This is a genomic window from Mycolicibacterium litorale (genome assembly GCF_010731695.1).
Lineage (GTDB): Bacteria > Actinomycetota > Actinomycetes > Mycobacteriales > Mycobacteriaceae > Mycobacterium > Mycobacterium litorale.
The window spans coordinates 212538-239520 of sequence record NZ_AP022586.1; the positions used below are offsets into that span (position 1 = coordinate 212538).

At 69.5% G+C, this 26983-nt stretch carries 32 protein-coding genes; 13 read left to right on the forward strand and 19 right to left on the reverse strand.

What is annotated here, in order from left to right:
* Position 1 precedes the first annotated feature (1 nt).
* Positions 2–1150 carry an NAD(P)H-binding protein gene (locus G6N30_RS01050; protein WP_134055503.1) on the forward strand — a complete coding sequence of 383 codons (1149 nt, stop codon included), beginning with the start codon at positions 2–4 and terminating at the stop codon, positions 1148–1150.
* Positions 1147–1908, forward strand: a complete 762-nt coding sequence (locus G6N30_RS01055) for a CPBP family intramembrane glutamic endopeptidase (protein ID WP_134055501.1) — start codon at positions 1147–1149, stop codon at positions 1906–1908. Before G6N30_RS01050 ends, G6N30_RS01055 begins: the two co-directional genes overlap by 4 nt.
* On the opposite strand, the gene tet(V) is transcribed toward G6N30_RS01055, so the two are convergent.
* The 3 genes from tet(V) to G6N30_RS01070 form a co-directional block, all read right to left on the reverse strand.
* Complete coding sequence (gene tet(V) / locus G6N30_RS01060) at positions 1909–3186, reverse strand: tetracycline efflux MFS transporter Tet(V) (RefSeq protein ID WP_134055499.1); 1278 nt, start codon at positions 3184–3186, stop codon at positions 1909–1911.
* Between the two features lie 48 nt (positions 3187–3234).
* Positions 3235–3579 (reverse strand): type II toxin-antitoxin system HicB family antitoxin, encoded by a 345-nt coding sequence (locus G6N30_RS01065; RefSeq protein ID WP_134055497.1) that lies wholly within the window; start codon positions 3577–3579, stop codon positions 3235–3237.
* 69 nt (positions 3580–3648) lie between these two features.
* Positions 3649–4479 carry an enoyl-CoA hydratase gene (locus G6N30_RS01070; RefSeq protein WP_134055495.1) on the reverse strand — a complete coding sequence of 277 codons (831 nt, stop codon included), beginning with the start codon at positions 4477–4479 and terminating at the stop codon, positions 3649–3651.
* A gap of 99 nt (positions 4480–4578) precedes the next feature.
* On the opposite strand from G6N30_RS01070, the gene G6N30_RS01075 reads away from it, so the two are divergent.
* Genes G6N30_RS01075 through G6N30_RS01085 form a run of 3 tightly spaced genes read left to right on the forward strand, consistent with a single transcriptional unit; the run spans position 4579 to position 7471 of the window.
* Entirely contained in the window at positions 4579–5670 is a 1092-nt protein-coding gene (locus G6N30_RS01075; protein WP_134055493.1) for a CaiB/BaiF CoA transferase family protein, read from the forward strand.
* Between the two features lie 53 nt (positions 5671–5723).
* Positions 5724–6476, forward strand: a complete 753-nt coding sequence (locus G6N30_RS01080) for a 3-hydroxyacyl-CoA dehydrogenase (protein WP_134055491.1) — start codon at positions 5724–5726, stop codon at positions 6474–6476.
* Positions 6473–7471, forward strand: coding sequence for an NAD(P)H-dependent flavin oxidoreductase (locus tag G6N30_RS01085; protein WP_134055489.1), 999 nt, complete (start codon positions 6473–6475; stop codon positions 7469–7471). Before G6N30_RS01080 ends, G6N30_RS01085 begins: the two co-directional genes overlap by 4 nt.
* Positions 7472–7568: 97 nt before the next feature.
* Here G6N30_RS01085 and G6N30_RS27315 read toward each other — a convergent pair whose 3' ends face one another.
* Together G6N30_RS27315 and G6N30_RS01090 are read right to left on the reverse strand one after the other, a co-directional pair.
* Positions 7569–7700 (reverse strand): hypothetical protein, encoded by a 132-nt coding sequence (locus tag G6N30_RS27315; RefSeq protein ID WP_264007090.1) that lies wholly within the window; start codon positions 7698–7700, stop codon positions 7569–7571.
* A gap of 83 nt (positions 7701–7783) precedes the next feature.
* Positions 7784–8326: a DoxX family protein gene (locus G6N30_RS01090; protein WP_134055487.1), complete on the reverse strand. Its 543-nt coding sequence runs from the start codon at positions 8324–8326 to the stop codon at positions 7784–7786.
* A gap of 165 nt (positions 8327–8491) precedes the next feature.
* Here G6N30_RS01090 and G6N30_RS01095 point away from each other — a divergent pair, with 165 nt between their 5' ends.
* Both G6N30_RS01095 and G6N30_RS01100 read left to right on the forward strand, forming a co-directional pair.
* Positions 8492–10741, forward strand: coding sequence for an MMPL family transporter (locus G6N30_RS01095; RefSeq protein ID WP_134055485.1), 2250 nt, complete (start codon positions 8492–8494; stop codon positions 10739–10741).
* 30 nt (positions 10742–10771) lie between these two features.
* Positions 10772–11407, forward strand: coding sequence for a class I SAM-dependent methyltransferase (locus tag G6N30_RS01100; protein ID WP_134055483.1), 636 nt, complete (start codon positions 10772–10774; stop codon positions 11405–11407).
* 3 nt (positions 11408–11410) lie between these two features.
* On the opposite strand, the gene G6N30_RS01105 is transcribed toward G6N30_RS01100, so the two are convergent.
* Positions 11411–12124: an NAD-dependent deacylase gene (locus G6N30_RS01105; RefSeq protein WP_134055481.1), complete on the reverse strand. Its 714-nt coding sequence runs from the start codon at positions 12122–12124 to the stop codon at positions 11411–11413.
* Between the two features lie 36 nt (positions 12125–12160).
* Between G6N30_RS01105 and G6N30_RS01110 the strand changes: the two genes are divergently transcribed.
* Positions 12161–12526, forward strand: coding sequence for an Rv1152 family transcriptional regulator (locus G6N30_RS01110; protein WP_166674609.1), 366 nt, complete (start codon positions 12161–12163; stop codon positions 12524–12526).
* Between the two features lie 13 nt (positions 12527–12539).
* On the opposite strand, the gene G6N30_RS01115 is transcribed toward G6N30_RS01110, so the two are convergent.
* The 3 genes from G6N30_RS01115 to G6N30_RS01125 are packed head-to-tail and all read right to left on the reverse strand — an operon-like array spanning position 12540 to position 14769.
* Complete coding sequence (locus tag G6N30_RS01115) at positions 12540–13379, reverse strand: class I SAM-dependent methyltransferase (protein ID WP_134055477.1); 840 nt, start codon at positions 13377–13379, stop codon at positions 12540–12542.
* Positions 13376–13915 (reverse strand): DUF1697 domain-containing protein, encoded by a 540-nt coding sequence (locus G6N30_RS01120; protein ID WP_134055475.1) that lies wholly within the window; start codon positions 13913–13915, stop codon positions 13376–13378. Before G6N30_RS01120 ends, G6N30_RS01115 begins: the two co-directional genes overlap by 4 nt.
* Positions 13912–14769 carry a class I SAM-dependent methyltransferase gene (locus tag G6N30_RS01125; RefSeq protein WP_134055473.1) on the reverse strand — a complete coding sequence of 286 codons (858 nt, stop codon included), beginning with the start codon at positions 14767–14769 and terminating at the stop codon, positions 13912–13914. The genes G6N30_RS01120 and G6N30_RS01125 overlap by 4 nt, the downstream gene beginning before the upstream one ends.
* Here G6N30_RS01125 and G6N30_RS01130 point away from each other — a divergent pair.
* Positions 14768–15211 (forward strand): PPOX class F420-dependent oxidoreductase, encoded by a 444-nt coding sequence (locus G6N30_RS01130; RefSeq protein WP_134055471.1) that lies wholly within the window; start codon positions 14768–14770, stop codon positions 15209–15211. The genes G6N30_RS01125 and G6N30_RS01130 overlap by 2 nt on opposite strands.
* A 41-nt stretch (positions 15212–15252) precedes the next feature.
* Entirely contained in the window at positions 15253–15420 is a 168-nt protein-coding gene (locus G6N30_RS01135; protein WP_163687310.1) for a DUF5302 domain-containing protein, read from the forward strand.
* On the opposite strand, the gene G6N30_RS01140 is transcribed toward G6N30_RS01135, so the two are convergent.
* From G6N30_RS01140 to G6N30_RS01170, 7 genes are all read right to left on the reverse strand, one after another.
* Positions 15417–16538 (reverse strand): MFS transporter, encoded by a 1122-nt coding sequence (locus G6N30_RS01140; RefSeq protein WP_234880245.1) that lies wholly within the window; start codon positions 16536–16538, stop codon positions 15417–15419. The two genes, G6N30_RS01135 and G6N30_RS01140, sit on opposite strands and share 4 nt — an antisense overlap.
* 90 nt (positions 16539–16628) lie before the next feature.
* Positions 16629–18209 (reverse strand): monocarboxylic acid transporter, encoded by a 1581-nt coding sequence (locus G6N30_RS01145; RefSeq protein ID WP_134057426.1) that lies wholly within the window; start codon positions 18207–18209, stop codon positions 16629–16631.
* Between the two features lie 41 nt (positions 18210–18250).
* Positions 18251–18604: a DUF485 domain-containing protein gene (locus tag G6N30_RS01150; RefSeq protein ID WP_134055468.1), complete on the reverse strand. Its 354-nt coding sequence runs from the start codon at positions 18602–18604 to the stop codon at positions 18251–18253.
* Positions 18605–18754: 150 nt separating this feature from the next.
* On the reverse strand, positions 18755–20491 hold the full coding sequence (locus G6N30_RS01155; protein ID WP_134055463.1) for a sodium/solute symporter: 1737 nt from the start codon (positions 20489–20491) through the stop codon (positions 18755–18757).
* Positions 20488–20862 (reverse strand): hypothetical protein, encoded by a 375-nt coding sequence (locus tag G6N30_RS01160; RefSeq protein WP_134055461.1) that lies wholly within the window; start codon positions 20860–20862, stop codon positions 20488–20490. The genes G6N30_RS01155 and G6N30_RS01160 overlap by 4 nt, the downstream gene beginning before the upstream one ends.
* Positions 20855–21637 (reverse strand): LytR/AlgR family response regulator transcription factor, encoded by a 783-nt coding sequence (locus G6N30_RS01165; protein ID WP_134055459.1) that lies wholly within the window; start codon positions 21635–21637, stop codon positions 20855–20857. The genes G6N30_RS01160 and G6N30_RS01165 overlap by 8 nt, the downstream gene beginning before the upstream one ends.
* On the reverse strand, positions 21634–22830 hold the full coding sequence (locus tag G6N30_RS01170) for a sensor histidine kinase (protein ID WP_134057425.1): 1197 nt from the start codon (positions 22828–22830) through the stop codon (positions 21634–21636). The genes G6N30_RS01165 and G6N30_RS01170 overlap by 4 nt, the downstream gene beginning before the upstream one ends.
* Positions 22831–22894: 64 nt before the next feature.
* Between G6N30_RS01170 and G6N30_RS01175 the strand changes: the two genes are divergently transcribed.
* On the forward strand, positions 22895–23485 hold the full coding sequence (locus G6N30_RS01175) for an HhH-GPD-type base excision DNA repair protein (RefSeq protein WP_134055457.1): 591 nt from the start codon (positions 22895–22897) through the stop codon (positions 23483–23485).
* 104 nt (positions 23486–23589) lie between these two features.
* A complete protein-coding gene (locus tag G6N30_RS01180) occupies positions 23590–23736 on the forward strand; it encodes a DUF1059 domain-containing protein (RefSeq protein WP_011561426.1) in 147 nt (48 codons plus the stop codon).
* A gap of 57 nt (positions 23737–23793) precedes the next feature.
* On the opposite strand, the gene G6N30_RS01185 is transcribed toward G6N30_RS01180, so the two are convergent.
* Positions 23794–24813 carry an Rv1157c family protein gene (locus G6N30_RS01185; protein WP_134055455.1) on the reverse strand — a complete coding sequence of 340 codons (1020 nt, stop codon included), beginning with the start codon at positions 24811–24813 and terminating at the stop codon, positions 23794–23796.
* Positions 24814–24861: 48 nt separating this feature from the next.
* Complete coding sequence (locus G6N30_RS01190) at positions 24862–25368, reverse strand: hypothetical protein (RefSeq protein ID WP_134055453.1); 507 nt, start codon at positions 25366–25368, stop codon at positions 24862–24864.
* Between the two features lie 69 nt (positions 25369–25437).
* Between G6N30_RS01190 and G6N30_RS01195 the strand changes: the two genes are divergently transcribed.
* Positions 25438–26751: a mannosyltransferase gene (locus G6N30_RS01195; RefSeq protein WP_134055451.1), complete on the forward strand. Its 1314-nt coding sequence runs from the start codon at positions 25438–25440 to the stop codon at positions 26749–26751.
* Here the strand turns inward: G6N30_RS01195 and G6N30_RS01200 are convergent.
* The gene (locus G6N30_RS01200) at positions 26696–26980 is read right to left on the reverse strand and encodes a 4a-hydroxytetrahydrobiopterin dehydratase (RefSeq protein WP_134055449.1); all 285 of its coding nucleotides are present in this window, start codon (positions 26978–26980) and stop codon (positions 26696–26698) included. The two genes, G6N30_RS01195 and G6N30_RS01200, sit on opposite strands and share 56 nt — an antisense overlap.
* Positions 26981–26983 lie beyond the last annotated feature (3 nt).

Consider the following 26983-nt stretch of genomic DNA (forward strand, 5'->3'; position numbering starts at 1 on the left):
GGTGGAAAAGCTGCGGATCCTGGTCACCGGTGCCACCGGATATGTCGGATCGCGGCTGGTCAGCGCACTTGTCGACGTGGGTGCGGACGTGGTGGTGGCCAGCCGGAACCCCGCCCGGTTGCGCGCCTTCGGGTGGTATGACGATGTGACATGCGTCGCACTCGACGCGCAGCAACCCGAATCGGTGAAGCGGGCGCTGGCCGAGGCCGGGCACGTCGACGTCATCTACTACCTCGTCCACGCGATCGGGCAGCCCGACTTCCGGGACACCGACAACCGGGCCGCCACCAACGTCGCCGAGGCCGCACGAGACGCCGGCGTCGGGCGGATCGTCTACCTCGGCGGTTTCGTGCCCACCGACGAGACCCTCTCCGAACACCTCGCGGGCCGCGCCGAGGTCGCCGAGGCGCTGACCGTGCCGGGCGGACCCGATGTGGTGTGGCTGGGTGCGGCGATCATCATCGGCGCCGGATCCACGTCGTTCGAAATGCTGCGGTACGTGGGGGATCGATTCCTGGTGCTGCCGATGCCGAAGTGGGCCTCCAACCCGATCGACCCGATCAGCATCCGCGATGCGCTGCACTATCTGGTGGCCGCCGCCGACACCGAGAAGGTTCCCGCGGGCGCCTACGACATCCGCGGGCCCGAGACCACCACCTACGGCGAGCTGCTGCAGAAGTACGCGCGGCTGGCCGGCAGGCGGCGTGCACCGCTGCCGGTGCGCGGGATCGACACCACCGTGGTCTCGCAGCTGAGTGGTCTGGTGCTGCCGGTGCCCGGCGGTCTGGCCGGCGACCTCATCGAATCGCTGGATCACCCGATGACCGCCTCGAAGGACGGGCTGCAGGAGATCGTCGCCGATCCGCCGGGCGGTCTGACCGGGATCGACGACGCGATCAGGCGGTCGCTCTCACCGCAGCGGCCGCGTCCGGTCAACACGCTGGTCGACGTGCACCATCTCGCCGATACGGATCCGGACTGGGCCGGTGGTGACAACGAGCGCATCACCCGCCTGATCCGGCCGGTCACCCCGCCGCTGGCGCGGCCGGCGCTCGGACTGCTCGGCCTCGTTCCCGGACCGGTCGCGGCCGCCGTCCGCACCGGCCTGGACACCCTTGTCAACCTGGTACCGAAAGGGCATTCGGCATGACCGAAACCCACCAGTCGTCACCGACGCCCGCGCCGTGCGACGATCGCACCGGCTTCCTGCAGGAGGCCCGCGCCGTCGTCACCAGCGTCGCCGCGCCTGCGGGTGAGTGGCCCGCGGTCATCCGCCGCAGGCGAATCATCGTCGCGATCTTCGTGGTGATCGGCTTCGGACTGCTCGGCTACTCGTTGTCGATTCCGCCGGGCGACACCGACTTCTACTGGTTCACCGCCGGACTCGCCGTCTGGTGGACGGCGGGCGCGTTCCTGTCCGGCCCACTTCACTTGGGCCGCATATGTTTCCGCATGCGCAACCAGAGGCCGGTGATCACCGGCACCGCCGTCGGTCTGGCGCTGGGCGGTGCGTTCCTGGTGGCCGGGCTGGTGGCCCGCGAGATCCCGCTGATGCGCGAGTACGCCGTGCGCGTACTGGAACACGCCAACGTCGGTGCGCTGTGGTTGGTCGTCATCATCACCGTGGTCAACGGGCTCGCGGAGGAGCTGTTCTTCCGCGGCGCGCTGTACACCTCGCTGGGCAACCGGTGGAACGGGTGGTGGGCGGTGCTCTGGTCGACGGCGGTCTACGTCGTGGTGACCGGCGTGAGCACGCAGAATTTCATGCTGGCGATCGCGGCGATCGTGCTCGGCACGGTGTGCGCGCTGGAACGCCGCGCCACGGGGGGAGTGCTCGCACCCATGCTCACCCACTTCTTCTGGGGTCTGGTCATGGTGCTCGCACTGCCCCCGATCTTCGGCGTCTAGCTAGCGCAGCGGGTGCGCCAGCTCGTCGCGGGGCATCCGGGCGGCTGTCACGGCGATGGCCGCGAGCAGCACCGGGGCGACCCCGGCAACGGTGAAGATGGTCTCCATCGACACCACCTTCGACAGCGGGCCGACGATCGCGAACGACACCGGCATGAACGCCAGTGACACGAAGAAGTCCAGGCTGGACACCCGGCCGAGCATCTCGGTCGGCACGCGCCGCTGCAGCAGCGTGCCCCAGATGACCATGCCCGCACCGTCGGTCACGCCGACGACAAACGTGGCGGCGGCCATCACCGGGAACGACGATGTCGTCCCGACGACGATGAGCGGGATCGACCCCGCCCCCCACATCGTCATCATGACGGTGAGGTAGCGCCGCGGCATGCGTATCGACGACACGGCGAGCGCGCCGAGCGCACTGCCCACGCCGAAGACCGCGAGGACGAACCCGTAGGTGCGCGCGCCGTCCTCGAAACGTTGCTGGGCGATGAACGGCAGCAGCACCTCGATCGGGCCCAGCACCACGAGCACGAACATGCTGGCGAACAGGAGCGTCGACAGCAGCCACGGGGTGCGGAGCATGAAGCGGAAACCGTCGCGGAGGTCGTGCAGGACGCGAGCCCGGGCGGTCGGCTGGGGCGCGGCGTCCGCCGGGCGCGTCGCGACCAGCAGGAGCAGTCCGAGGCCGAACAGGACGGCGACGACGGCCGCACCGATCGACGGCAGCGTCGCGCCGACCAGCATGCCTGCCACCGCGGGGCCGACCGACCGCTGGAACACCGGCCGCACCACGCCCTCGACGCCGTTGGCGGCGAGGAGCTGTTCGGGCGGCAGGATGCGGGGCAGGATCGCGCTGTAGGCGGGGAAGAAGAACGCCGCGGCGACGCCCAGGATGGCCGCGGCCACCGCGAGGTGCCAGATGGCAAGCGCGCCAATGAATCCGAGAACGGTCACCGTGGTGACGGTCAGCAGGTTCACCGCTTCGACGGCGATGATGATCGCGCGCTGACTGATCCGGTCGGCGGCGATGCCGCCGACGAGGACGAACGCGACCAGCCCGGCCCCCATGCAGGTGGCCACCAGGGACAGCGCCGCGGGGTCGTTCTCGAGCGCGATGACCTGCAGGGCCATCACGACGGTCCACATGCCTTCGGCGAAGATCGACAGTGAGACCGCCGCCATCAACAGGCGGTACTCGCGGGAGGCGAACGGTGCGAGTACGCGCCATCGACCGGTGCCGGGCACCGGTTTCGTCTCGAGGCTGGAGGTACTCACCCCACGATGGTGGTCGACGGACTGGGCGGCAGTCCAACGATTTTCGGCTCAGAAGAGGTCGTCGAGTGACGGCAGCCGGCCGGCGAGTTTGGTGATCGCCCACTGGTTGAGTGAGACACCCTGTTCGGCCGCCTCCGCCGAGAGCCGGCCGTGCAGATCAGGGGAAGCGCGGACGACGAACGTGCCGCTGTAGTGCCTGTCGGTGAGGGAGGGCGGAGGTTTCAGGCCGTTGGCGATGCGGTCGGCCATCTCATCGGTGATCTCCCGCTCGAGGGTCTCGATCGCCTGCGCGGCGGTGGGTCCGCGCTTGAGCCAGCCCGAGAACTCCAGGCACCGAGCTTCGTATTCGCCGTACTGCGGTGACCATTCGGCGCGATAGGTGTAGGAGGGCATGGCGTGATTGTGGCGCGGGGGTGTGACACGGCCAGCGGTCCTTACCGCCCGGAAAAGAGCGCCCGGCACTCAGTGGTCGGTGAACGACGCCGCGCGCCGCTCCTGGAACGCCCGGGTGCCCTCGCGGAAATCGTGCGACGCCAGCAGCGCCAACTGCCCTTCGCTCTCGCGCCCCAGCGCACCCTCGAGTTCGGTCAGCGTCGCCGCATTGATCGCCTGCTTCGTCTTCCGAAGTGCCACTGCGGGACCGGATTTCAGCGCAGCCAGCACCTCGTCCACCTCCGCGTCGAACGCGTCCGCGGGGTGCACCGCGGTGACCAGCCCCCAGTCATACGCCTCGGCCGCAGAGATCCGCTCCGCCAGCAGCGCCATCCGCATGGCCCGGATCCGCCCCACCGCCGCCGCGAACAGCGCCGACGCACCACCGTCGGGCATCAATCCGATCTTCGTGAAGGCGAGCATGAAAAACGCCTTCTCCGAGGCCAATACGACATCCGAGGCCAATGCGAGCGAAGCGCCCACCCCCGCCGCCGGCCCCTGGACCACCGCCACCACCGGCACGGGCGCCGCGACGATCGCCCGCACCGCGCGGTTGGCCGCATCCAGCACGGCGTTCAGACCGATCTCCGACTTCTTCGCCTGATCCTCTTCGCTGATGCCCGCCCCGGAACTGAACCCGCGCCCCGCACCGCCAAGCCGCACCACCTTCACCGCGGGATCGCCGCCCGCCTGCTCGAGCGCGTCTGCGATCCCGTTGAGCATGTCGGCGGTCAGCGAGTTCAGGCTGTCGGGCCGATTCAACGTCACCGACAGCACCCCGTCGTCGAGTGCGACGATGAGGTCGTCAATGCTCACATACGTGCCGGTGTCGGTGCCTGTCTCGGAGTCGGTGGTCGTCATGGCTACACCTTCGCATGAGTGGGCTATGGCCCGTGGCCGGTCGAGAAGGTTATATAAGTAAGCTATGTCGCGGTCAACTACTCCGAAGGGGCGGTAGAAATGGCGGGACCACTGCAGGGACTGCGTGTCGTGGAATTGGCCGGTATCGGCCCCGGTCCGCACGCGGCGATGATCCTGGGAGATCTGGGTGCGGACGTCGTCCGCATCGAACGGCCCGGAAAGGGCCCGGGCATCCCGACCAAAGGCCGTGACCAGCTGCTGCGCAACCGGCGCTCGGTCGGCGCGAACCTCAAGACCGACGAAGGCCGTGAACTCGTCCTGCGGTTGATCGCCAAGGCCGACGTGCTCATCGAGGGCTTCCGCCCCGGCGTCACCGAGCGGCTCGGCCTCGGACCCGAAGACTGCGCGAAGGTCAACGAACGGCTGATCTACGGGCGCATGACCGGCTGGGGGCAGACCGGCCCGCGCAGCCAGCAGGCCGGCCACGACATCAACTACATCTCGCTCAATGGTGTGCTGCACGCCGTCGGCCGCGCCGGCGAACGCCCCGTGCCGCCGCTCAACCTCGCGGGCGACTTCGGCGGCGGATCGATGTTCCTGCTCGTCGGCATCCTGTCCGCCCTGTGGGAGCGCGAACGCTCCGGCAAGGGTCAGGTCGTCGACGCCGCGATGGTCGACGGGTCCAGCGTGCTGGCGCAGATGATGTGGGCCTTCCGCGCGATGGGCATGTGGTCCGACGAGCGCGGGATCAACATGCTCGACACCGGCGCCCCCTACTACGACACCTACGAGACCGCCGACGGCCGCTACGTCGCCGTCGGCGCGATCGAACCGCAGTTCTACGCCGAGATGCTCGACAAGCTCGGCCTCGACCCCGCCGAGCTGCCCGATCAGAACGACATGAGCCGGTGGCCCGAACTCCGTGACCGCCTCACCGCCGCGTTCGCCGAACACGACCGCGACCACTGGACGAAGGTCTTCGCCGGCAGCGACGCCTGCGTCACCCCGGTGCTGTCCTTCGGTGAGGTGGAGAGCGAACCGCACAACACCGAACGCGACACCTTCTATCGCGAAGGCGACTACCTCTTCCCGGCACCCGCACCCCGGTTCTCCCGGACGGTGCCGTCGACACCCCACCCGCCCGGCGTGCCCGGTGCGGACACCGAAGCAGTCCTCAACGACTGGGTTTGATCTCGAGGTCTGATTCGAACGGTCGACCTCAACCAACAGAAAGGTATGTGCGAGTGGAAATCAAAGACGCCGTCGCCGTCGTCACCGGCGGTGCTTCCGGTCTCGGGCTGGCCACCACCAAGCGGCTGCTCGACCGTGGCGCCTCCGTGGTGGTCATCGACCTCAAAGGCGAGGAAGCCGTCAAGGAACTGGGTGAGCGGGCCCGCTTCGCCCAGGCCAACGTCACCGATCCCGAGCAGGTCAGCGCCGCCCTCGACATCGCCGAATCCATGGGCCCGGTGCGCATCAACGTCAACTGCGCCGGCATCGGCAATGCGATCAAGACGCTGAGCAAGAACGGCGCCTTCCCGCTCGACGAGTTCAACAAGGTCATCCAGGTCAACCTGATCGGCACGTTCAACGTGCTGCGGCTGAGCGCCGAGCGCATCGCGAAGACCGAGCCGATCGGTGAGGAGCGCGGCGTCATCATCAACACCGCCTCCGTCGCCGCGTTCGAGGGTCAGATCGGTCAGGCGGCCTACTCGGCGTCCAAGGGCGGTGTGGTCGGCATGACGCTGCCGATCGCCCGCGACCTGTCGCGTGAGCTGATCCGCGTCTGCACCATCGCCCCCGGTCTGTTCAAGACCCCGCTGCTGGGCTCGCTGCCCGAGGAGGCGCAGAAATCGCTGGGCCAGCAGGTGCCGCACCCCGCGCGTCTGGGCGATCCCGACGAGTACGGCGCGCTGGCCACGCACATCGTCGAGAATCCGATGCTCAACGGTGAGGTGATCCGCCTGGACGGCGCGATCCGGATGGCGCCCCGATGAGTCTGCACACCAAGTTCACCGAGACGTTCGGTGTCGAGCACCCGATCGTCCAAGGCGGTATGCAGTGGGTCGGCCGCGCCGAACTGGTCGCGGCGGTCGCGAACTCCGGTGCGCTCGGGTTCATCACCGCGCTCACCCAGCCCACGCCTGCCGATCTGGCCAACGAGATCGCCCGGTGCCGGGACCTGACGGACAAACCGTTCGGGGTGAACCTGACGATCCTGCCGACGATCAACCCGCCGCCCTATGACGAGTACCGCCAGGTGATCGTCGACTCCGGCATCAAGATCGTCGAGACGGCCGGTTCCAACCCGGCGCCGCACCTGCCGATGTTCCACGACAACGGCATCAAGGTGCTGCACAAGTGCACCTCGGTGCGCCACGCGGTCAAGGCGCAGAGTCTCGGTGTCGACGGCATCAGCATCGACGGCTTCGAATGCGCCGGTCACCCGGGCGAGGACGACATCCCCGGTCTGGTGCTGATCCCGGCCGCGGCCGCGAAGATCGACATCCCGATGATCGCCTCCGGCGGATTCGCCGACGCCCGGGGCCTGGTCGCGGCGCTGGCACTCGGCGCCGACGGCATCAACATGGGTTCACGGTTCATGTGCACCGCGGAATCGGCGATCCACCAGAAGGTCAAGGAAGCGATCGTGGCGGGTACCGAACTCGACACCGAGCTCATCTTCCGGCCACTGCGCAACACCGCCCGCGTGGCGAGCAACACCGTGTCGCGTGAGGTGGTGGAGATCCTCAACCGGGGCGGTCAGTTCGAGGACGTGAAGGATCTGGTCGCCGGCAAGCGCGGCGTGACGGTCTACGAGATCGGCGATCTGGACGCCGGAATCTGGAGTGTCGGCACGTCGATGGGGCTGATCAACGACATTCCGACGGTGGGCGAGTTGGTGAGCCGGATGGTCACCGAGGCCGAGCAGCTGATCACCGAGCGGCTGGCCGGACTGGTTAAGCCCGCCACGGAGCCGGTTCCCGCCTGACACGGTTCAATCAGTTGACCGCGCAAGGGGCAGCAAACAGCTGACGAACACGCGCGAAACAGCTGACGAACACGCGCGCCCGCACGGGCGCGCGTGTTCACCCCGCTTGGGCGAGCGGGGTCCAGTCGTCGAGCTGCTCGGAGGTGTCGCCCTCTACCAGGAAATCACCGTGGTAGAGCGCCTCGAAATCAACCTTGATGACATCGGCACTGGTGTCGTCGATCCACATGACACTGAGCGTATGAGTCACCATTAAGGAATCTTTGAGTCACGATTCGGAAAATGGTGGCAATACTACTTTTGGGTAGGTTTCTAGCCAGTAGGTGACGTGAGGTGGATGGGGTTCGTCCCGTTCAATGCGATCCACGTCACCACCGCGGCCGCGATCGCGATGCCCAGCAGCACCGCGGCGGTCCGCGTCGACCAGCGGATCCGAGCCAGCCGGGCGTCGACGGAGTACGCGCCCGCGCCGGTGAACAGCAGCGCCGTCGCCCCGAACGCCACCAGGAACGGCACGTTGAACGGCTCCGACCAGAACGCCGCACCCGACACGTTGACCGCCCAGGCGTCGATCATCGCCGCGATCACCGCGACCGCCGCGAGCGGTGTGAGCACACCGAGCAGCAGCCCGATGCCGCCGAGCGTCTCGGCCGCCGTGACCATGAACGCCGCGAGCTTCGGGGCCCGCCAACCGCCCGACTCCATGAAGCCGGCGACGGTGGTGAAGTCGAAGGCCTTGATCAGGCCCGCCTGCAGCATCGTCGCGCCGACACCGAGACGCAGGACGAGCAGGCCGATGTCGGTCCCGGTGCGCACCGGGGTGGTGACGGCGGGGTTCACGTCTGTGCTGGTCATGGAGTCCGAACCTCTTCTGTGAATGACCTGGGAGCTCTTCCCATCATCGTTCAGACCCATCGGCCGACGACTTCTCATCGCGAAAATCGCCGTCACGACTTTGAAAGATTCGGCAACCGCTTGCGTGGTTACAAGTAGCGAATCGGTCGGGGAGAGGACGCGGACGTGCTGACACGAATTGCCCGGTCGGCGATCGCCGCGCCGAAACGGATCCTCGGCGTCGCGGCCCTGGTGGCGGCGGCGGCCGCGCTCTTCGGCATCCCGGTGAGCCAGACGCTGTCCGCGGGCGGTTTCCAGGACCCCACCTCGGAGTCGGCCCGCGCCACCCAGACGCTCGTCGACGAGTTCGACCAGGGCGACATGGACCTGATGATCACGGTGACCGCCGAGGACGGCGCACAGGGACCGGCGGCCACCGCGGTCGGCACCGCGATCGTCGCCGAACTCGAAGCCGACCCCAACGTCGCCGGGGTGACGTCGGCATGGACCGCGCCGCGCGGGGCGGCCCCGGCGCTGCTCAGCAAGGACCGCAAGACCGGGCTCGTCATCGCCGGCATCACCGGCGGCGAGAGCGGAGCCCAGAAGCACGCCAAGGCGCTCGCCGACCGACTGGTCCACGACCGCGACGGCGTCACCGTCCGCGCCGGCGGCGAGGCGATGACGTACGTCGAGATCAACAGGCAGACCGAGAAAGACCTGCTCACCATGGAGCTGATCGCGATCCCGCTCAGCTTCGTCGTGTTGGTGTGGGTGTTCGGCGGGCTGCTCGCGGCCGCGCTGCCGGTGGCCGTCGGGGCGTTCGCGATCGTCGGCACCATGGCGGTTCTGCGCCTGCTCACGATGTTCACCGACGTGTCGATCTTCGCGCTCAACCTGTCGGTCGCCATGGGGCTGGCACTCGCGATCGACTACACCCTGCTCATCGTCAGCCGCTTCCGCGACGAGCTGGCCGACGGCGCCGACCGCGATCGCGCGCTCGTCACCACCATGGCGACCGCGGGCCGCACCGTGCTGTTCTCGGCGCTCACCGTCGCGCTGTCGATGGCAACGATGGTGTTGTTCCCGATGTACTTCCTCAAATCGTTCGCCTACGCCGGCATCGCCGTCGTGGGGTTCGCGGCGACGGCCGCGATCGTGGTCGCGCCCGCGGCGATCGCGCTGCTCGGCGACCGGCTCGACGCGTACGACGTCCGCCGCCTCCTGCGCCGCGCACTCGGCAGGCCCGAACCCGCACCGAAACCCGTCGAGCAGACGTTCTGGTACCGCTCGACGAAGTACGTCCAGCGCCGATCCGTCCCGATCGGCGTGGCGATCGTCGCGCTGCTGCTGGTGCTCGGCGCACCGTTCCTCGGCATCAAATGGGGCTTCCCCGACGACCGCGTGCTACCGGAGTCGTCCCCGGCGCGCCAGGTGGGCGACGAGCTGCGCACCGGCTTCGCCGTCGACAGCGCTACCGACGTCACCGTCGTCATCCCCGATGCGACCGCGCTGACCCCCGCGGACATCGAACGCTATGCCGCCGAACTCTCCCGGGTCGGCGACGTGCTGAGCGTGGCCGCCCCGGGCGGCACCTACGTCACCGGCGCCCGCGTCGGCCCACCGTCGGCGGCCAGCGGGCTGAACGGGGGTAGCGCCTACCTCACCGTGGCGACCAACGCCGAACTGTTCTCCGACGCCTCCGAACGGCAACTCGACGCGCTGCACGCGGTCGCGACACCCGCCGGCCAGCCCGTCCAGTTCACCGGCACCGCGCAGATCAACCGCGACAGCTCGGAGGCCATCACCTCCCGGCTGCCGCTCGTGCTCGGCGTCATCGCGGCGATCAGCTTCGTGCTGCTGTTCCTGCTGACCGGCAGCGTGGTGCTGCCGCTGAAAGCGCTGGTGCTCAACATCCTGTCGCTGACGGCGGCGTTCGGCGCTCTGGTGTGGATCTTCCAGGAGGGCCATCTCGGGGCGCTGGGCACGACACCGACCGGAACCCTGGTCGCGAACATGCCGGTGCTGCTGTTCTGCATCGCCTTCGGCCTGTCGATGGACTACGAGGTCTTCCTGATGTCGCGGATCCGGGAGTTCTGGCTGAAGTCTGGGCGCACCCGTGCCGACAACGATCGCAGCGTCGCGCTCGGGCTGGCGCGCACCGGCCGGGTCGTGACCGCCGCGGCCCTGCTCATGACGATCTCGTTCGCCGCGCTGATCGCCGCCCAGGTGTCGTTCATGCGGATGTTCGGCGTCGGGTTCACCCTCGCCGTCCTGGCCGACGCGACGCTGGTGCGCATGCTGCTGGTGCCGGCGTTCATGCACCTGATGGGCCGGTGGAACTGGTGGGCACCGCGGCCGCTGGCCCGGCTGCACGACCGCATCGGGGTCAACGAGTCCGGAGCGCCGAAGGACCCGGAACCAGTACCCTCGCGGTAGGCGGGTCGCCCTACCGAAGGGAGGGGTCCGATGAGCACCGACGTCGACAATCCGTTCTTCGCGCGCCTGTGGACGGCTTTGTCAGGCCACGAAACCGAGGCGATGCGCAGGCTGCGCAAAGAGAACCTCTCCGGTCTGCGCGGCCGGGTGCTGGAGGTCGGCGCGGGCACCGGGACGAACTTCGCCCACTACCCGCCGACGGTCACCGAGGTGATCGCCGTCGAACCCGAGCGCCGGCTCGCCGCGCACTCCCGTGACGCCGCGGCGCACGCGCCCGTCCCGGTCACCGTCACCACCGACCGCGTCGAGCAGTTCAGCGCGGCCGAGCCGTTCGACGCCATCGTCTGCTCGCTGGTGCTGTGCTCGGTCGACGACGTCGACGGCGTTGTGCGTCAACTGTTCTCGATGTTGCGGCCCGGCGGTGAACTGCGCTATCTCGAGCACATCGCAGGCACCGGCGCGCGGGCGGCGCTGCAGCGGTTCGCCGACGCGACGCTGTGGCCCCGGATGCTCGGCAACTGCCACACCCACCGCAACACCGAAGCCGCGATCACCGCCGCCGGCTTCGAGGTCGACGACGCCCGCCGGGAATGGATGTTGCCGGCGTGGGCGCCGCTGCCGGTCGCCGAAGTGGCGCTCGGCCGCGCGGTGCGGCCGGCGGGTTAGCCGCTACGGCAGCAGTTCGGGCAGCCGCTGCAGCAGGTTCGGCAGCGCGCCGCCGGCCGTCTCGCGCAGCGACACCGTCGCACTGTCCGACAGCGGCGTGGGCTCCGGATTGACCTCGATCACCGTCGTCCCGCGGGCCAGCGCCATCTCGGGCAGACCCGCCGCCGGATAGACGATCGACGACGTCCCCACCACGACCACCACGTCGGCGGTCAGCACCGCGTGAACCGAGCGCTGCCAGGCGTCGTCGGGCAGCGCCTCGCCGAACCACACCACGTTCGGCCGGATCAGCCCGCCGCACGGACACTGCGGGGGATCCACCGACTCGACCGGTTCGGGCATGTCGGGCACCGTGCCCTCGAACCGTGAACCACAAGCATCGCAATGGAATTCGAACAGGCTGCCGTGCAGGTGGTAGACGTTCCTGCTGCCCGCCCGCTCGTGCAGGTTGTCGACGTTCTGGGTGACCACGTGGACCTCGGCCAAGTCCTGCCACGCGGCGACGGCGCGGTGCCCGTCGTTGGGTTGCACCGCGTCCATCATGTGATGGCGCCACAGATACCACGCCCACACCTTCTCGGGGTTGGCGCGCCACCCGTCGGCGCTGGAGATCTCGTAGGGGTCCACCGTGGCCCACAGACCCGTCTCGACATCCCGGAACGTCGGCACCCCGCTCTCGGCGGAGATGCCGGCGCCGCTGAGTACCGTCACCTGCACATGACCAAAGTAGCCGGTGTGGGAGATACTGGGCACGTGGCCGAAGTGGGGGCGTGGTTGTCGGTCGATGCGAGGGCATCCCGGCCGCTGTTCGATCAGCTGCGCACCCAGATCATCGACGCCGTGCGCGACGGCAGGCTCTCACCCGGCACGCGGCTGCCGACGGTGCGTGAACTCGCCGGGCAGATGGGGCTGGCGGTCAACACCGTGGCGCGGGCGTACCGCGAACTGGAGACGGCGGGTGTGCTCGAGACCCGGGGGCGGTTCGGCACCTTCGTCTCGCGCGTGGATCCCGCCGACACGGCGATGGCGACCGCCGCGCAGAACTTCGTCGCCACCGCCAGGGCGCTCGGCGTCGAGAAGGCCGACGCCCTGCGCTACGTCGAGTCGGCGTTCGACTGACGACCCGCGCCGGTCAGCCGAATTCCAGCAGCGTCCACACCGGCCGCACCGGGTCGAACACCGGGATGCGCTGGATGGTCCACAGCAGGGCGTTGAGCACTTTCCCACGGCCCTCCGGCAGCGGCAGATCGTGGACGGCACGCACCCCGGGCACGCTGTCGGTCAGCTCGGCCAGCTCGCCGACACTGAGGCTGAACGGCATCGGAGGAACCTTGTAGCGCAAGGACGTTCGCATACCGTGGCGCGCCCACCAGGCGAACCACGACGGCGGCAGGTCGAACATCATCTGCCCGCCGGGAAACCGCTGCGCACACGCCGCGATGAGCGACATCGCCTCCTCGGGCTGCAGGTACATCAGCAGTCCCTCGGCGGTGACGAACACTCCCTCGGAGTCGTCGACCCGGTCCATCCAGCTGAAGTCCAGGGCGGACTGCGCGCAGACTTGCACCCGGTCCGACGGTGGCAGCAACTTGCCGCGCAACTCGATCATCGGCGGCAGGTCGACGGTCAGCCAGCGGAACTCGTGGCCGACGTCGGACGCGTCGAGGCGGTAGAAGCTGGTCTGCAGGCCCTCGGCGAGCGCGACGACGGTCGCCCGGGGGTGGTCGTGCAGGTAGCGACGCGTGTAGAGGTCGAAGCCCTTGGCCCGCAACGCCATATCCTGACGGCGGCTCGGCCCGAACTTGGCGAAGTCGAAGTCGATCTTGTCGACCAGTTCGACGGCCATCGGGTCGTCGATGAGCGAATCCCGGCGCCTGGCTTCGCTCGCGCGGACCTGCAGGGTGAGCAGCGCGGTCTCCGAAACGCCGGTCAGCGCGCTGCCGTCCACCTTGGCGGCGGATGTGTCGGTCATCTGTCCGAATCTACCGAACGCAGGACTTTGTCCAGGGTGCGCAGGTTGCGGGTGGTGGTCGACGATTTGTAGCGCTTCTTGCCCATCGTCTTGCCGATCGTGGTGTCCAGGGTGCCCGACTTCGGGACCTGCCAGTAGACGACGCCCTGGCCGCGCTCGATCCGCTCCTCGGGGCGGGCGTCCGCGGCGAGCGCCGCGAGTTCGTCGAGCACCTGATCGTCGGTGACGAAGGTGACGTAGGAGTGGTGGCCCTCGACCTCGCGTTCGAACGGGTACGCCGCCGAGATGGCCGCCACTGTGTCCGCCTCGTAGGCCAGCACCCAGGCGTCGTAGCCGAACCGGGTGCGCAGCGCCTGCTCTGCGGTGCGGCGCACGGACGCGACGTCGGCGTCGCTGTCGAGCACGACGTTGCCGCTGGCGAGGATGGTCTTCACGGCGGTGAAGCCGGCGTCGGTGAAGGCCGCCGCCACATCGGCCATCTTGAGGTTGACCCCACCGACGTTGACCCCGCGCAGGAACGCCACGAAGCGCGTCACGACGCGAACTCCAGCAGCGTGATGCTCGGCCTGTTCCGGCGGTGGAGCGGCACCCGGTCCAGCGGCGGCCAGAACAGCGCGTTGAACAGGCCCCGACCGCGAGGCAGGGGGATGTCGTGGGCGGCGGCGACGCCGGGGATCCGGTCGGCCAGCTCCAGCCCCTCGTCGGCGGTCAGCGCGAACGGCATCAGCGGCGTCACGTAACGGTCGGACAGCTTCAGACCCTTCATGGTGCGACGGCTCAGCCAGTGCGGGATCGAATCGAACATCATCCGGCCGCCGGGGAAGCGCGCGGCGCACTCGGTGATCAGCGCCGTCACGTGCTCGGGGTCGAGGTACATCAGCAACCCCTCGGCGGTGATGAACACGCCGTGCTCGGCGTCCACGCGATCCATCCACGACAGGTCGAGCGCGGACTGCGCCAGCGCGACGATGCGGTCGTCGGCGGGCAGCAGCTGCTCGCGCAGCGCCATGACCGGTGGGAGATCGATTGAGTACCAGGTCAACTCGTCGGCCACCCCCATGCGGTCCAGTCGCCACAGGCTGGTCTGCAGGCCCTCGGCGAGTGCCACCACCGCGGCCTTCGGGTGGGCGGTCAGGTACTCGGCGGTGGCGGTGTCGAAGGCGCGGGCGCGCAGCGCGTGCGACTGGTTGGGTCTGCCGAACTTGAGGTAGTCGTACTCGATCGCGTCGAACAGCGTGACGGCCCACGGGTCGCGGATCGCGCCGTCAGAGCGCTTCGCCTCGGTGGCCCGGTTGTGCAGGGTCCACAGGGTGGTCGCCGAGACCCCGTCGAGGATGCTGCCGTCGATCGCCGTCACACTTTCGAGTGTAGGAACGTAGTCTCGAATCATGGTGCGCCAGGTATTCGACGACAAGCTGTTGGCCTTGATCAGCGGTAACTCGCTGGGAGTGCTGGCCACCATCAAACGCGACGGCCGGCCGCAGCTGTCGAACGTGACCTACCACTTCGACCCGCAGGCCACTGCGCTGCAGGTGTCGATCACCGAACCGCGGGCCAAGACCAGAAACCTGCGGCGTGACCCGCGCGCCTCGATCCACGTCAGCTCCGACGACGGCTGGGCCTACGCCGTCGCCGAGGGTGACGCGATCCTCACCCCGCCCGCCGCGTCGCCGGACGACGACACCGTCGAGGCGTTGATCACCTTGTACCGCAACATCGCCGGCGAACACCCCGACTGGGACGACTACCGCCGCGCGATGGTCGACGACCGGCGGGTGCTGCTCACGCTGCCGATCACCCACCTGTACGGGATGCCGCCCGGCCGGCGTTAAAGGAGGCGACGGCGGGCGCTCGCAGGGGTTACGCTGCCGGCATGGCTGACGAACCGGAAGACGACACCAAGCGCAAGTTCCGGGAGGCCCTCGAACGAAAGAAGGCCAACTCGGCGGGCAACGCCGCCCACCGCGACGGCGGACCGAAGCTGCCCAAGGCGCACGGCCCGGTGGAGAACCGCCGCGAATTCCGGCGCAAGAGCGGCTAGGCGGCGCGGGTCCTCTCCCGGGACACGATGGCGATCAGGCACCCGGTGGCCAGCACGGCGACGGCGATCGCGAAACCCACACCGGCCGTACGCAACCCCACCGCCTGGGCGGCCAGCCCCTCACCGATCACCGGCAGCGAGATCGCCACGTAGGCGACGACGAAGTACGTCGAGCTCACCTCGGCGCGCCGCTGCGGCGGGGTGCGTTCGACGACTGCGGCCAGCCCGCGGCTGAAACTCATCCCCTGTCCGACACCCGAGATCACCGCCGCCGCGACGAGTCCGGGCAGCGACGAGAAGTGCAGGGCGACAGCGAGAGTCGCCATCCCGGCCACCAAGATCGCGCAGCCGACCGCCACCGCCCGGGGCGGCGGGATGCGGTTGGCGGCGATCTGGGTGGCCGCCGAGCTGGCGAAGATGGAGCACACGATCGCACCGGTGACGGCGTGGTTGCCGACGCCGACGACGTCGGCCAGGAATGACGGCGCCACCGCGGTGAACAGGCCGGTGACGGCGAACCCGGCGAAGGCGGCCAGCGCGGCGATCACGAACACCGGCAGCGCCTCGCCGGGCACGGAGAGCCGCTGCAGTCCCACGCGGCCGCCGCGCGGCGAGGTCTCGGGCACGATGAGCACGGCGAGGCCGGCCAGCACCGCCATCACGATGTGGACCACGAACACCAGGTGCAGCGGCTGCGGCGCGTACTGGACCAGGAATCCGGCGAGCAGCGGGCCCGCGCCGAGGCCGCCGATGTTGGCGACCGTGGCCACCGCGGCCGCCCGCGTGCGCCAGCGCTCCGGGGCGGCCTCGATGACCGCGGCCGTCGCGGTGCCGGTGAAGACACCGGCCGACAGACCGGACAGCACACGCCCGATCAACAGCAGCGCCACCGAATCGGCGACCAGGAACACCACCGCACTGGCGATCGCGAACCCGACGCCGGCCAGCAGCATGGGCCGCCGGCCGACGGCGTCGGACCAGCTCCCGAAGGCCAGCAGCGCGAACAGCACACCGCCGGCGTAGGTCGCGAAGATGATCGTCGTGGTCAGCACCTGGAAGTGCATCCGGTCGGCGTAGAGCGCGTAGAGCGGTGTGGGCACCGTGGTGCCGAGCATCATTGCCGCGAAGGCGTACGCCAGCAGGGGGAACGCGAAACGGCTCAGTCGGCTCGGCACACCCTCAGACGGTAGGCGGTCCCCATTCGCTCCTCAGTGCGAGACGGCCTTCTCCGCGCCGACTCCGGTCAACGAGCGCACCTCCATCTCGGCGGCGATCGCCGGATCCTCGTCGTCCGGTGACGTCAGCGTGCCGACGATGCCGAGGAGGAAGGCCAGCGGAATCGACACGATCCCCGGGTTGGACAGCGGGAACCACGCGAAGTCGGCGCCCTTGATCATCGAGGTGGGTGTCCCGGACACCGCAGGCGAGAACACGATCAGCACGATCGTCGAGATCAACCCGCCGTACATGCTCCACAGCGCCCCGCGGGTGTTGAACCGCCGCCAGTACAGCGAGTAGAGGATCGTCGGGAGATTCGCCGCCGCCGCGACCGCGAACGCCAGCGCCACCAGGAACGCGACGTTCTGCTCGCGGGCCAGGATGCCCAACCCGATCGCGAACGTGCCCAGCACCACCGCGGTGATGCGCGAGATCTTGACCTGTTCGCGCTCGGTGACCTCATGGCTCTTCAGCACGCTGGCGTAGATGTCGTGGGCGAACGACGCCGAAGCGGTGATGGTCAGCCCCGCGACGACCGCGAGGATCGTCGCGAACGCCACCGCGGAGATGATGCCCAGCAGCACCACGCCGCCCAGTTCGAACGCCAACTGCGGTGCCGCGGAGTTCACCCCGCCCGGCGCGTCCAGGATGCGGTCGGGGCCCACCAGCGCGGCCGCACCGTAACCCAGGGCGAGGGTGAACAGGTAGAACGCGCCGATCAACGCGATCGCCCAGACCACGCTGCGCCGGGCCTCTTTGGCGGTGGGCACCGTGTAGAAGCGCATCAGCACGTGCGGCAGGCCCGCGGTGCCCAGCACCAGGGCCAGCGCCAGGGAGATGAAATTGATCTGCGTCGTCAGCGACGCGCCGTACTGTGCGCCGGGGGCCAGCACGTCGCGCGCGGCCACCTTGGCGTCCTCGCTGCCGCTGACCATCGCCTGCGCGCTGCCCAGGATCTCGGAGAAGTTGAACCCGAACTTCGCCAGCACCATCACCGTCATCACGCCGGCGCCGCCGATCAGCAGCACCGCCTTGATGATCTGCACCCACGTGGTGCCCTTCATCCCGCCGACCAGGACGTAGACGATCATCAGCACCCCGACGACCGCGATCACGATCGACTGGCCGAGGTCGCTTTCGATGTTGAGCAGCAGTGCGACCAGCACGCCCGCCCCGGCCATCTGCGCCAGCAGGTAGAACAGTGAGACGGCGAGGGTGTTGGTGGCCGCGGCCAACCGCACCGGACGCTGCTTGAGTCGGAAGCTCAGCACGTCGGCCATGGTGAATTTGCCGGTGTTGCGCAGCAATTCGGCGACCAGCAGCAGCGCCACCAGCCAGGCGACCAGGAAGCCGATCGAGTAGAGGAAGCCGTCGTAGCCGTAGACGGCGATGGCGCCCGCGATGCCGAGGAAGCTGGCTGCCGACAGGTAGTCACCGCTGATCGCGATGCCGTTCTGCGGACCGGTGAAGGCGCGGCCCGCGGTGAAGAACTCGGTGGCGGTGGCGTTCTTCTTGCTGGCCTTGATGACGATGAACAACGTCACCAGCACGAACAGCGCGAAGATCGCCATGTTGGCGACGGGGTTGCCGATGGTCTCGGCGGCGAGCACGGTCACGGTGCGTGGCCCTCCAGTTCGGCGCGGATGGCCGCGGCGCGCGGATCGATTACTTTGTTCGCGAACCGCACGTAGACGGCGGTGATGAGGAACGTGGTGAGGAACTGGCCGATGCCGATCAGCAGACCCACGTTGATGTTGCCCCAGACGCGGATCGCCATGAAGTCGTGCGCGAACGCACCGAGCAGCACGTAGGTGGTGTACCAGATCAGGAACCCCGCGCTCATCGGGAACACGAAGCGGCGCAACCTGTTTCGTAGCTCCTGGAATTCGGGGCTGGCCTGCATGGCCACGTACTGCTCACCGCTGGGCATGGCTGCCTCCCGCGGTGGAAGGTCCGTTTCGGGCACCGTGTCTCCTGACCTCGTCGTGTGAACCGGTTCTCGGCTGAACCTAGATGAGATGCAGGTCACATACCCAGGGCTTCGCGCGGTCACACGGCGAAGCCCGGCAGTGCTGCGGTGAGCGGTCGGTGACCGGCGACGAACGGCGGGGGTTGCTCAGCCCCTCGGCACGCGTTCGATGCCCAACCCCAGCCGTTCCGGCACGTGCATCCGCGCGAAGATCTGCGCCACGTCGGGCGGGACGCTGCGCCGGGTGAACCGGCTGACGACGATCATCGTCACGAACGCCAGCGGCACGGTGACCGCGGCCGGGTAGCCGATGGCCACCGCCGCCCACCCGCCGAGCGCCTGCTCGTCGACAACGCCGGCGATCGCGAGCGTCACCGCGGTGCCCGATGCGAGCCCGCCGACGACCAACCCGCACGATGCGCCGACCGCGGTGAGCCCGCGCCACCAGATCCCGAGCACGAGCAGCGGGCACAGCGTCGACGCGGCCACCGCGAACGCCAGGCCGACGCTGCGTGACAGCTCGAGCCCAGAGGTGATCAGCGACAACGGGATCGGGATCAACCCGCCGACCAGCGCGGCCATCCGGAAATCGCGCACGCGGCCCCACAGCACGTCGGTGGCCAGCGCCCCGGCGATGCTCACCAGAAGGCCCGACGACGTCGCCAGGAACGCCGCGATCGCGCCTGCGGCGACGAGCGCGGCGAGCAACTGGCCGGACACCCCGCCGATCGCCGCACCCGGAGCGAGCAGGACCGCGGCGTCGGCCGTGCCGGTGATGAGCAACTGCGGCACATAGAGGCGGGAGAAGACCCCGAGCAGCGTCGGGAAGAGGTAGAACAGCCCCAGCAGCGCGATCACCGCGAGCGCGGTCCGCCGGGCCACGCGGCCGTCGGGATTGGTGTAGAAGCGCACCAACACGTGCGGCAGTCCCATCGTGCCGAGGAACGTCGCCACGATGATCGACACCACCTGGTAGAGCGGATGTGCGCCACCCAGACCGCCGCCCGAGGCCAGCCACTCGCTGCCGGCGGCGGGCGTGCCCGCCAGCACGGGTGTCGCCGCGCCCTCGGCCAGCGTCATCGTGGTGCCCTGCGCGAGTTCGTGTTCGCCGGGCGCTCCGATCGGCGCCGCGGTGACCGTCCTGCCGTCGAGCGTGCCCGTCACCGTGATGCCCGCCGGTTCGGTGACCTGCACGACGACGTCGGTCTCGATGGCCACGGTGGTCTCATGGGTGACGGTGGGCGGTAGCGGACCGCCCAATTCGCCGCGGTCGGTGAAGAAGAGCCCGAGCAGGGCGAGCGCCGGGATCGCGATGGCGGTCAGCTTGAGCCAGTACTGGAAGGCCTGCACGAACGTGATCGACCGCATACCGCCGGCCACCACGTTGGTGATGACGATGCCGCCGACGACCACCGGCCCGATCCACACCGGCATCCCCAGCAGTGTCTTCAGCGCCAGGCCCGCGCCCTGGTACTGCGGGACCAGGTACACCACGCAGATCACGATGACGACGAGCATCGCGACCTTGCGCAACCGCCGCGACCCGAGCCGGAACTCGGCGAAATCGGGCACCGTGTACGCCCCGCTGCGGCGCAGCGGTGCCGCCACGAACAGCAGCAGGCCGAGATAGCCGGCGGTGAATCCGACCGGGTACCACAGCGCGTCGGCGCCGTACTTCGCGATCAGGCCCGCGACGCCGAGAAACGATGCCGCCGAGAGGTATTCGCCGGAGATGGCGGCGGCGTTCCACTGCGGGCCGACGGTGCGGGACGCGACCAGGAAGTCCGAGGTGGTGCGCGAGAGCCGCACCCCGTAGGCGCCGATCGCGATGGTGGCCACCGCGGCGAGGAGCAGTGCCGCGGCCGTCAACGGTGATCCGGTCATGGCTCGCTGTCGATGACCCGGACGAAGTCGCGCTCAGCCTGTTCGGCGAGCCGGACGTAGAGCCGACCCACCCCGTAGAGCAGCGGGTACACCAGCAGGGCCAGCAGCAGCCAGTTGAGCCGGATCCCGGCGACGGTGAGCGCGGCCCACTCGGGGAACAGCGCCGACAGCAACGGGATCGCCGCCACCACGCACACCACCACCGCGGCCAGCCGCAGCGCCAGCCCCAACTGGGCGCGCACCAACCCGCGCACCAGCGCGTCACCGACCTGGGTCTGCTCCTGCACCTCGACCCGGGTGCGGACCATGCGGGCGCCGCGACGGTGGGCGAGGACCACGCGCTCGCGGTGCGGGCGCCCCGGCTCAGTCATCGCCGCCGGCGGGTCGCAGGTGGCGCATCGGATCACGCACCAACCGGTCGCGCAACTCGCGGGCCTGGCGGCGGCTCACCGGCAGCTCCACCGCCGGTGAGGAACCGTTGGCGCGCAACCGCACCAGCACCGCCCCGTCGCTGGTGCGCAGTCCCGTCACCAGCCGCAGCGCCACGAGGTACGAGCGGTGGATGCGCTGGAATCCTCTTTCTCGCCAACGTGTTTCCAGGGTGCTCAGCGGGATGCGCACCAGATGCGAACCCGAAGCGGAATGCAGCCGGGCGTAGTCGCCCTCGGCCTCCACCCAGCCGATGCTGTCGCGGGGCACCAGATGGGTGATGCCACCGAGCTCGGCGGGCACGACGTCGGAGTCGGGTTCGTCCTCGGGTGGGGGAGGTTCGGCGCTGCGAGCGGCGGCCACCCGGCGGACGGCTTCGTCGAGGCGGTCCTGCCGGATCGGTTTGAGCAGGTAGTCGATCGCCCCGACGTCGAAGGCGGCGACCGCCTTGTCGTCGTGGGCGGTGACGAACACGATGGCCGGCCGGTGCGCGAAATTCGCCAGCACACCGGCCAATTCGATGCCCGACAGGCCGGGCATGTTGATGTCGAGGAAGACCGCGTCGATGGTGCGCTGATTGAGCTCGCGCAGTGCGGAGGTGGCGTCGCCGACGCGCACCACCTCGCCGATGTCGGGATGGCGGCCCAGCAGGTAGGCGAGTTCGTCGAGCGCGGGCGCCTCGTCGTCGACGGCCAGCACGGTCAGCGCCGGCCTCATACCCGCACCCCGGACCGGAACTTCGGTACCCGCATGATGACCTTCGTGCCCGCCCCGATCGCCGTCTCGACCACCAGACCGTAGTCGTTCCCGAACGCCGCGCGCAGGCGATGGTCGACATTCGTCAGGCCCACGTGCGCGGAGTGACCGCTGGCGGGCGATCCGTTGTCGCCCAGCGCATCGCCGGGTCCGGTGCGCAACGCGGCGGGATCCATCCCGACCCCGTCGTCCTCGACGGTGATGACACAGTCCGACCCCTCGTCGCGGGCGACGATCTCGATCGACCCGCCGCCGCGGTCGGCGAGACCGTGGCGCACCGCGTTCTCGACCAGGGGCTGCAGCGCCAGGAACGGCACCACGACGCCGAGCACCTCGGGGGCCACCTGCAGGCGGACCTCCAGCCGCGTGCCGAACCGGGCCCGCTCCAGCGTCAGGTAGCGGTCGATGTTGCGCAGCTCCTCGGCCAGCGTCGTGTACTGGCCGGCGGCGCGGAACGAGTAGCGGGTGAAGTCGGCGAATTCGAGAATCAGGTCGCGGGCGCGGTCGGGGTCGGTGCGCACGAACGAGGCGATCGTGTTCAGCGCGTTGTAGATGAAGTGCGGGCTGATCTGCGCACGCAACGCGAGCACCTCGGCGCGGTCGAGGCGCGCGCGCGACGCGTCGAGTTCGGCGAGTTCGAGTTGGCCCGCGGCGTAGCGCGCCACCTCGCCGACGGCGCCGAGCATGCCCGGCCCCGGATCCGGGGTGGTGACGACGGCGAGCACGCCCAGCAGATCACCGGCGTCGGTCAGCAGCGGCTGCGCGACGATCGTCGAGGCGCGTACGGACGTGAGGACCCGGCGCTCGCCGGAGATGGCTTCGCGCACGGTACGTGCCGCATCGTCGGCGACGTCTGAGGCCCAGATCGCACCGTCGTCCGGGTCGCGGGCGAGGAGCCGGCCGTCACCGTCGAACAGCGCGATGCCGTCGGTGCCGGTCAGCGCGCGCAGGAATGGGGCGGCCGACTGCGCGGAGCTGGTGTCGAGGCCCCGGCGCAGGGCCCGGGCGGCCTGCGAGGCGGTGTGCAGTGCGGCGTGGACGGCACGTTCGGTCGGCGTCGCCACCACCCGGCGGGTACGCACGACGACGACGGCGGCGGCCACCGCGGCCGCGATCAGCACCGCCGCCAGGACTATCGCGAGCTCGCCGGACATCAGCTGTAGGTGCTCCTCGCGTCCGCGTCTCCTCACGGGGTTTGGGCCACCTTAAACTGGCAGTGTGGCGAAACTGCAGCTTGTCCAGGATCCGGCGGCCGACGAGCTGCTCGAGGCCAACCCGTTCGCGCTGCTGGTCGGCATGCTGCTCGATCAGCAGATCCCGATGGAGGTCGCTTTCGGCGGGCCGAAGAAGATCGCCGACCGGATGGGCGGTGTCGACGCCCGCGAGATCGCCGAGTACGACCCGGAGGAGTTCACCGCGCTGTGTGCGACCCCGCCTGCGGTGCACCGCTTCCCGGGCTCGATGGCCAAGCGAATCCAGACGCTCGCGCAGATGATCGTCGACCGCTACGACGGGGAGGCCGCCGCGCTGTGGACCGCCGGCGATCCCGACGGCGCCGAGGTGCTGCGCCGGCTCAAGGCGCTGCCCGGGTTCGGTGAGCAGAAGGCGAAGATCTTCCTCGCGCTGCTCGGCAAGCAGTACGGCGTGACGCCGCAGGGTTGGCGGGAGGCGGCCGGCGACTACGGCACGGCCGGGTCCTACATGTCGGTGGCCGACGTGACCGACGCCGGATCGCTGCAGAAGGTGCGCGCGTACAAGAAGCAGATGAAGGCCGCGGCCAAAGACAAGGCGAAAGCCGCCAAGGGCTAGTGCTCGCGCGCCGAGGCTGCTGCCAGATCACGGTTTTCGGCGAATACGCGATCTGTGCGCAGTCTCGCTGACTCATATGCCGATGTGCGAATAGGCTGAGGCACATGAAGACACACTTGAACTGCCCGTGCGGTGAGGCCATCACCGGCAAGGACGAAGAGGATCTGGTCGAGAAGGCGCAGAAGCATCTGTCGGAGGCGCACCCCGGCCGCGAGTACGACCGCGACGCGATCCTGTTCATGGCCTACTGACTCCGAAACCACGAATCCCCGGCCGCTCGGCGACCGGGGATTCGTCGTATCAGGGGGTCAGGGCACGACCGTCGATCCGATGGTCGGCATGAACTGGCACTGCTTTTCGGTGGTGGTGACCTGGCCGAAGATCGTCGACATGATGCTGCCCGATCCCGTGTCGACGATCGCGGTCAGCGTCGTCGGCCCCTCCGGGTTGATGTCCGACCGCGGCTTGAGCGTCGCACTGCCGGACTTGCCGGTGGTCAGGTTGACCCATGTCACGTTCAGCGGGAGCTTCTGCTCGGCCGCCGGGCCTGGCGTGCCCACCGCGGTGAACACGTAGGCGGTCTGGCCGGGACCCGGGCCGGGTGCCGGGATCTTCGCCGGTCCCGCCACCGAGATCGCGGTGGCCAGCACGTTTCCGCCGTCCTTGAGGCAACCGTTGCTGATCGACGGGTACATGAAGTCCTGCGTCGGCGGCGCGTCCGGGCCGAATCCCGGCGGACCGGGTGCAGGCGCAGGAGCAGGAGCGGGCCCGGGGACCGGGTTGGCCGCCTGAGCCACCGGCGCTGCCTCCGGTGCCGGTCCCGTCGCAGGTGCGGCTTCGGATGCCGGCGCCGGTGCCGGAACCGCTGCGGCCACAGGGGCTGCGGCCGGGGCGGCGGCCGGATCCGGCCCCGGGGCCGGCGGGGTGGCGCCCGCGGGGAGCGGACCGACCGCATGGGCCGGGTTGACGCCGGCCGGCAGGTGCGCCTGCGTGCCCGGCACCGCGCCCGGTGCCGGGACATGCGCCGCCGGGTCGGCCACGAACTGGTTGACTGCCGACGCCACGTCGCGGGACGGCGCGGGCGCCGCCGCATCCCCGGCGAAGACGGCGGCTGCGGCCATCAGCATCGAGGCGGCGTTGTTCGGATCGGCCGCCGCCTGCTGGATGACCGGACCGAGGCTTTCCATCGCGGGCAGACCGGGCGCCTGCAGCGTGTCGATCGGAAGCCCGGGCGCGGGTTCGGCGGCGGCCGTCGCGCTGCTCAACAGCAGTGCGACGGACGCGCCGATCCCGGCCGCGGTCGTCAACAGAGTTCGAGTCGGTGACATGTCACTCCTCGCGAGAATCGGTCAGGGCACGGTCGAGCGGGGCAGTGGTCAGGGCAGGGCCGAGACCGGGAAGATCGGCGGCGTCGCCGGCGCCGCCGCTCCACCCGCCGCCGGTGCGCCGACGGCCGGTGCCGCCGGTGCCGCCGGGGTGGCGGCGGGTAGCAGGCTGGTCAGCGGTGAGCCCGCCGGCATCAGCGAGGCCAGACCGCTCGGCACGTTGACCCCGGGCAGCGGTGAGGTGGCCGCGGCCGGGGTGCCCGGCAGGGTCGTCGGCGCCTGCGGCAGCGTGATCGAGGCCGTCGCGCCCGGCGTGGCCGCCGGTGCGGCGGGCGTCGCGGGGGTGGACGCGGGCATCCCGGTGCCGGCCAGGGCGGTGGCGAAGGTCTGCAACAACTGCGGCGCGTTGCCGAGCTGATCCAGGAACGGGATGCCCGGCGCGGGCGGTGCGGGCGCCGCCGGCTGGGCAGCGGCGGGCGCACTGAGAGCCAAGGCGATCGGAACCGCCCCAGCCGCGGCAATCACGCTGGTCACGAGGGTTTTTCTGGTGAGTTTCATGGATCTCCCAATCCGTCGACAGCACGTCTGCGACCGACGCTACGCAGTTACTGGTGTTACTCAAGTGACATGTGTGGCATTTATTCAACCGTTACTGAGGTGACGGGAATCGGTTACCGGATCAGTAGAGTCGGGCTGATCGACACCTTCACCGCCAGTGCGGCGACCTCCGCCCGACTGCCCGGCCGACTGGCCGCGGCGGCGCCCGTACTGCTGGTGCTCAGCATCGCGGCGCGACTGGCGTGGACCTATCTGGTCGCCAACGGCGCGAACTTCGTCGACCTGCACGTGTACGTCGGTGGAGCGGCCGCCCTCGACGAACCGGGCACGCTCTACGACTACGTCTACGCCGACCAGACACCGGACTTCCCGCTGCCCTTCACGTATCCGCCGTTCGCCGCGGTGCTGTTCTATCCGCTGCACCTGCTGCCGTTCGGCGTCGTGGCGTTCGCCTGGCAGGTCGGCATCATCGCCGCGCTCTACGCCGTGGTGCGTCTCAGTCAGCGCCTGCTCGGCGACAGCGGTGACCGCAGGACCGCGATGGTGTGGACGGCGATCGGCATCTGGCTCGAGCCGTTGCGCAGCACCTTCGACTACGGGCAGGTCAACGTGCTGCTGGTGCTGGCAGTACTGGCAGCGGTCCACAGTTCGCGGTGGTGGCTGTCGGGGCTGCTGGTCGGGCTCGCCGCCGGGGTCAAGCTCACGCCCGCGGTCTCCGGGCTGTATTTCGTCGGGGCGCGGCGCTGGAGCGCCGCGATCTTCTCCGCCGTCGTGTTCGCCGCCACCGTCGCGGTGTCGGTGGCCGTCGTGGGCGAGCAGGCGCGGTTCTACTTCACCGATCTGCTCGGTGACGCCGACCGCGTCGGACCCATCGGCACGTCGTTCAACCAGTCCTGGCGCGGCGGCATCTCGCGGATCCTCGGATACGACGCCGGCTACGGGGTGCTCGTCGTCGCCGGCATCGTCGTCACCGCGGTGCTGGCGCTGCTGGCCTGGCGGGCGATCGGCGGCAGCGCGGACCGATTGGGCGCCATCCTCATCGTGCAGCTGTTCGGCCTGCTGCTCTCGCCGATCTCATGGACACACCACTGGGTGTGGATCCTGCCGCTGATGATCTGGCTGTGGCACGGCCCGTTGCGGCAGCGCACCGGGGCGCGCGTCCTGCGGTGGGGCTGGCTCGCCCTGACGCTCGTCGGGGTGCCGTGGCTGCTCAGCTTCGCCCAGCCGACGATCTGGGAGATCGGCAGGCCGTGGTACCTGGCGTGGGCCGGGCTAATCTACATCGTCGCCACGCTGGCGACGCTGGCGTGGGTGGCCGCTACCGGCGCTACTGGTCGAGGATGGCGTCGATCTCCCGCGCCATCTGCAGATCCTTCTCCGTGATACCGCCCTCGGAATGGGTGACGAGCGCGAAAGTCACTGTCCGCCAACGAATATCGATATCGGGGTGGTGGTCGCGCTCCTCGGCGCGCTCGGCGATGCGGCGCACCGCCTCGATCCCGTCGAGGAACGCCGGAAATTTCACTTTGCGGCGCAGCGTCCCCTCGGCGCGCTCCCAGCCGTTGAGGTCGGGCAGTGCGGCGTCTACTTGGTCGTCCGTCAACACAGCCATGTC

Coding starts and splice junctions, on each gene's coding strand:
- G6N30_RS01075 (WP_134055493.1), top strand. CDS start 4,579: ATGGCGGGACCACTGCAGGGACTGCGTGTCGTGGAATTGGCCGGTATC.
- G6N30_RS01160 (WP_134055461.1), bottom strand. CDS start 20,862: ATGACTGAGCCGGGGCGCCCGCACCGCGAGCGCGTGGTCCTCGCCCAC.
- G6N30_RS01155 (WP_134055463.1), bottom strand. CDS start 20,491: ATGACCGGATCACCGTTGACGGCCGCGGCACTGCTCCTCGCCGCGGTG.
- G6N30_RS01090 (WP_134055487.1), bottom strand. CDS start 8,326: ATGACCAGCACAGACGTGAACCCCGCCGTCACCACCCCGGTGCGCACC.
- G6N30_RS01180 (WP_011561426.1), top strand. CDS start 23,590: ATGAAGACACACTTGAACTGCCCGTGCGGTGAGGCCATCACCGGCAAG.
- G6N30_RS01185 (WP_134055455.1), bottom strand. CDS start 24,813: ATGTCACCGACTCGAACTCTGTTGACGACCGCGGCCGGGATCGGCGCG.
- G6N30_RS01145 (WP_134057426.1), bottom strand. CDS start 18,209: ATGGCGATCTTCGCGCTGTTCGTGCTGGTGACGTTGTTCATCGTCATC.
- G6N30_RS01055 (WP_134055501.1), top strand. CDS start 1,147: ATGACCGAAACCCACCAGTCGTCACCGACGCCCGCGCCGTGCGACGAT.
- G6N30_RS01190 (WP_134055453.1), bottom strand. CDS start 25,368: ATGAAACTCACCAGAAAAACCCTCGTGACCAGCGTGATTGCCGCGGCT.
- G6N30_RS01165 (WP_134055459.1), bottom strand. CDS start 21,637: ATGAGGCCGGCGCTGACCGTGCTGGCCGTCGACGACGAGGCGCCCGCG.
- G6N30_RS01135 (WP_163687310.1), top strand. CDS start 15,253: ATGGCTGACGAACCGGAAGACGACACCAAGCGCAAGTTCCGGGAGGCC.
- G6N30_RS01195 (WP_134055451.1), top strand. CDS start 25,438: ATGTGTGGCATTTATTCAACCGTTACTGAGGTGACGGGAATCGGTTAC.
- G6N30_RS01070 (WP_134055495.1), bottom strand. CDS start 4,479: ATGACGACCACCGACTCCGAGACAGGCACCGACACCGGCACGTATGTG.
- G6N30_RS01115 (WP_134055477.1), bottom strand. CDS start 13,379: ATGACCGACACATCCGCCGCCAAGGTGGACGGCAGCGCGCTGACCGGC.
- G6N30_RS01125 (WP_134055473.1), bottom strand. CDS start 14,769: ATGATTCGAGACTACGTTCCTACACTCGAAAGTGTGACGGCGATCGAC.
- G6N30_RS01085 (WP_134055489.1), top strand. CDS start 6,473: ATGAGTCTGCACACCAAGTTCACCGAGACGTTCGGTGTCGAGCACCCG.
- G6N30_RS27315 (WP_264007090.1), bottom strand. CDS start 7,700: ATGTGGATCGACGACACCAGTGCCGATGTCATCAAGGTTGATTTCGAG.
- G6N30_RS01140 (WP_234880245.1), bottom strand. CDS start 16,538: ATGATGCTCGGCACCACGGTGCCCACACCGCTCTACGCGCTCTACGCC.
- G6N30_RS01200 (WP_134055449.1), bottom strand. CDS start 26,980: ATGGCTGTGTTGACGGACGACCAAGTAGACGCCGCACTGCCCGACCTC.
- G6N30_RS01130 (WP_134055471.1), top strand. CDS start 14,768: ATGGTGCGCCAGGTATTCGACGACAAGCTGTTGGCCTTGATCAGCGGT.
- G6N30_RS01100 (WP_134055483.1), top strand. CDS start 10,772: ATGAGCACCGACGTCGACAATCCGTTCTTCGCGCGCCTGTGGACGGCT.
- G6N30_RS01170 (WP_134057425.1), bottom strand. CDS start 22,830: ATGTCCGGCGAGCTCGCGATAGTCCTGGCGGCGGTGCTGATCGCGGCC.
- G6N30_RS01065 (WP_134055497.1), bottom strand. CDS start 3,579: ATGCCCTCCTACACCTATCGCGCCGAATGGTCACCGCAGTACGGCGAA.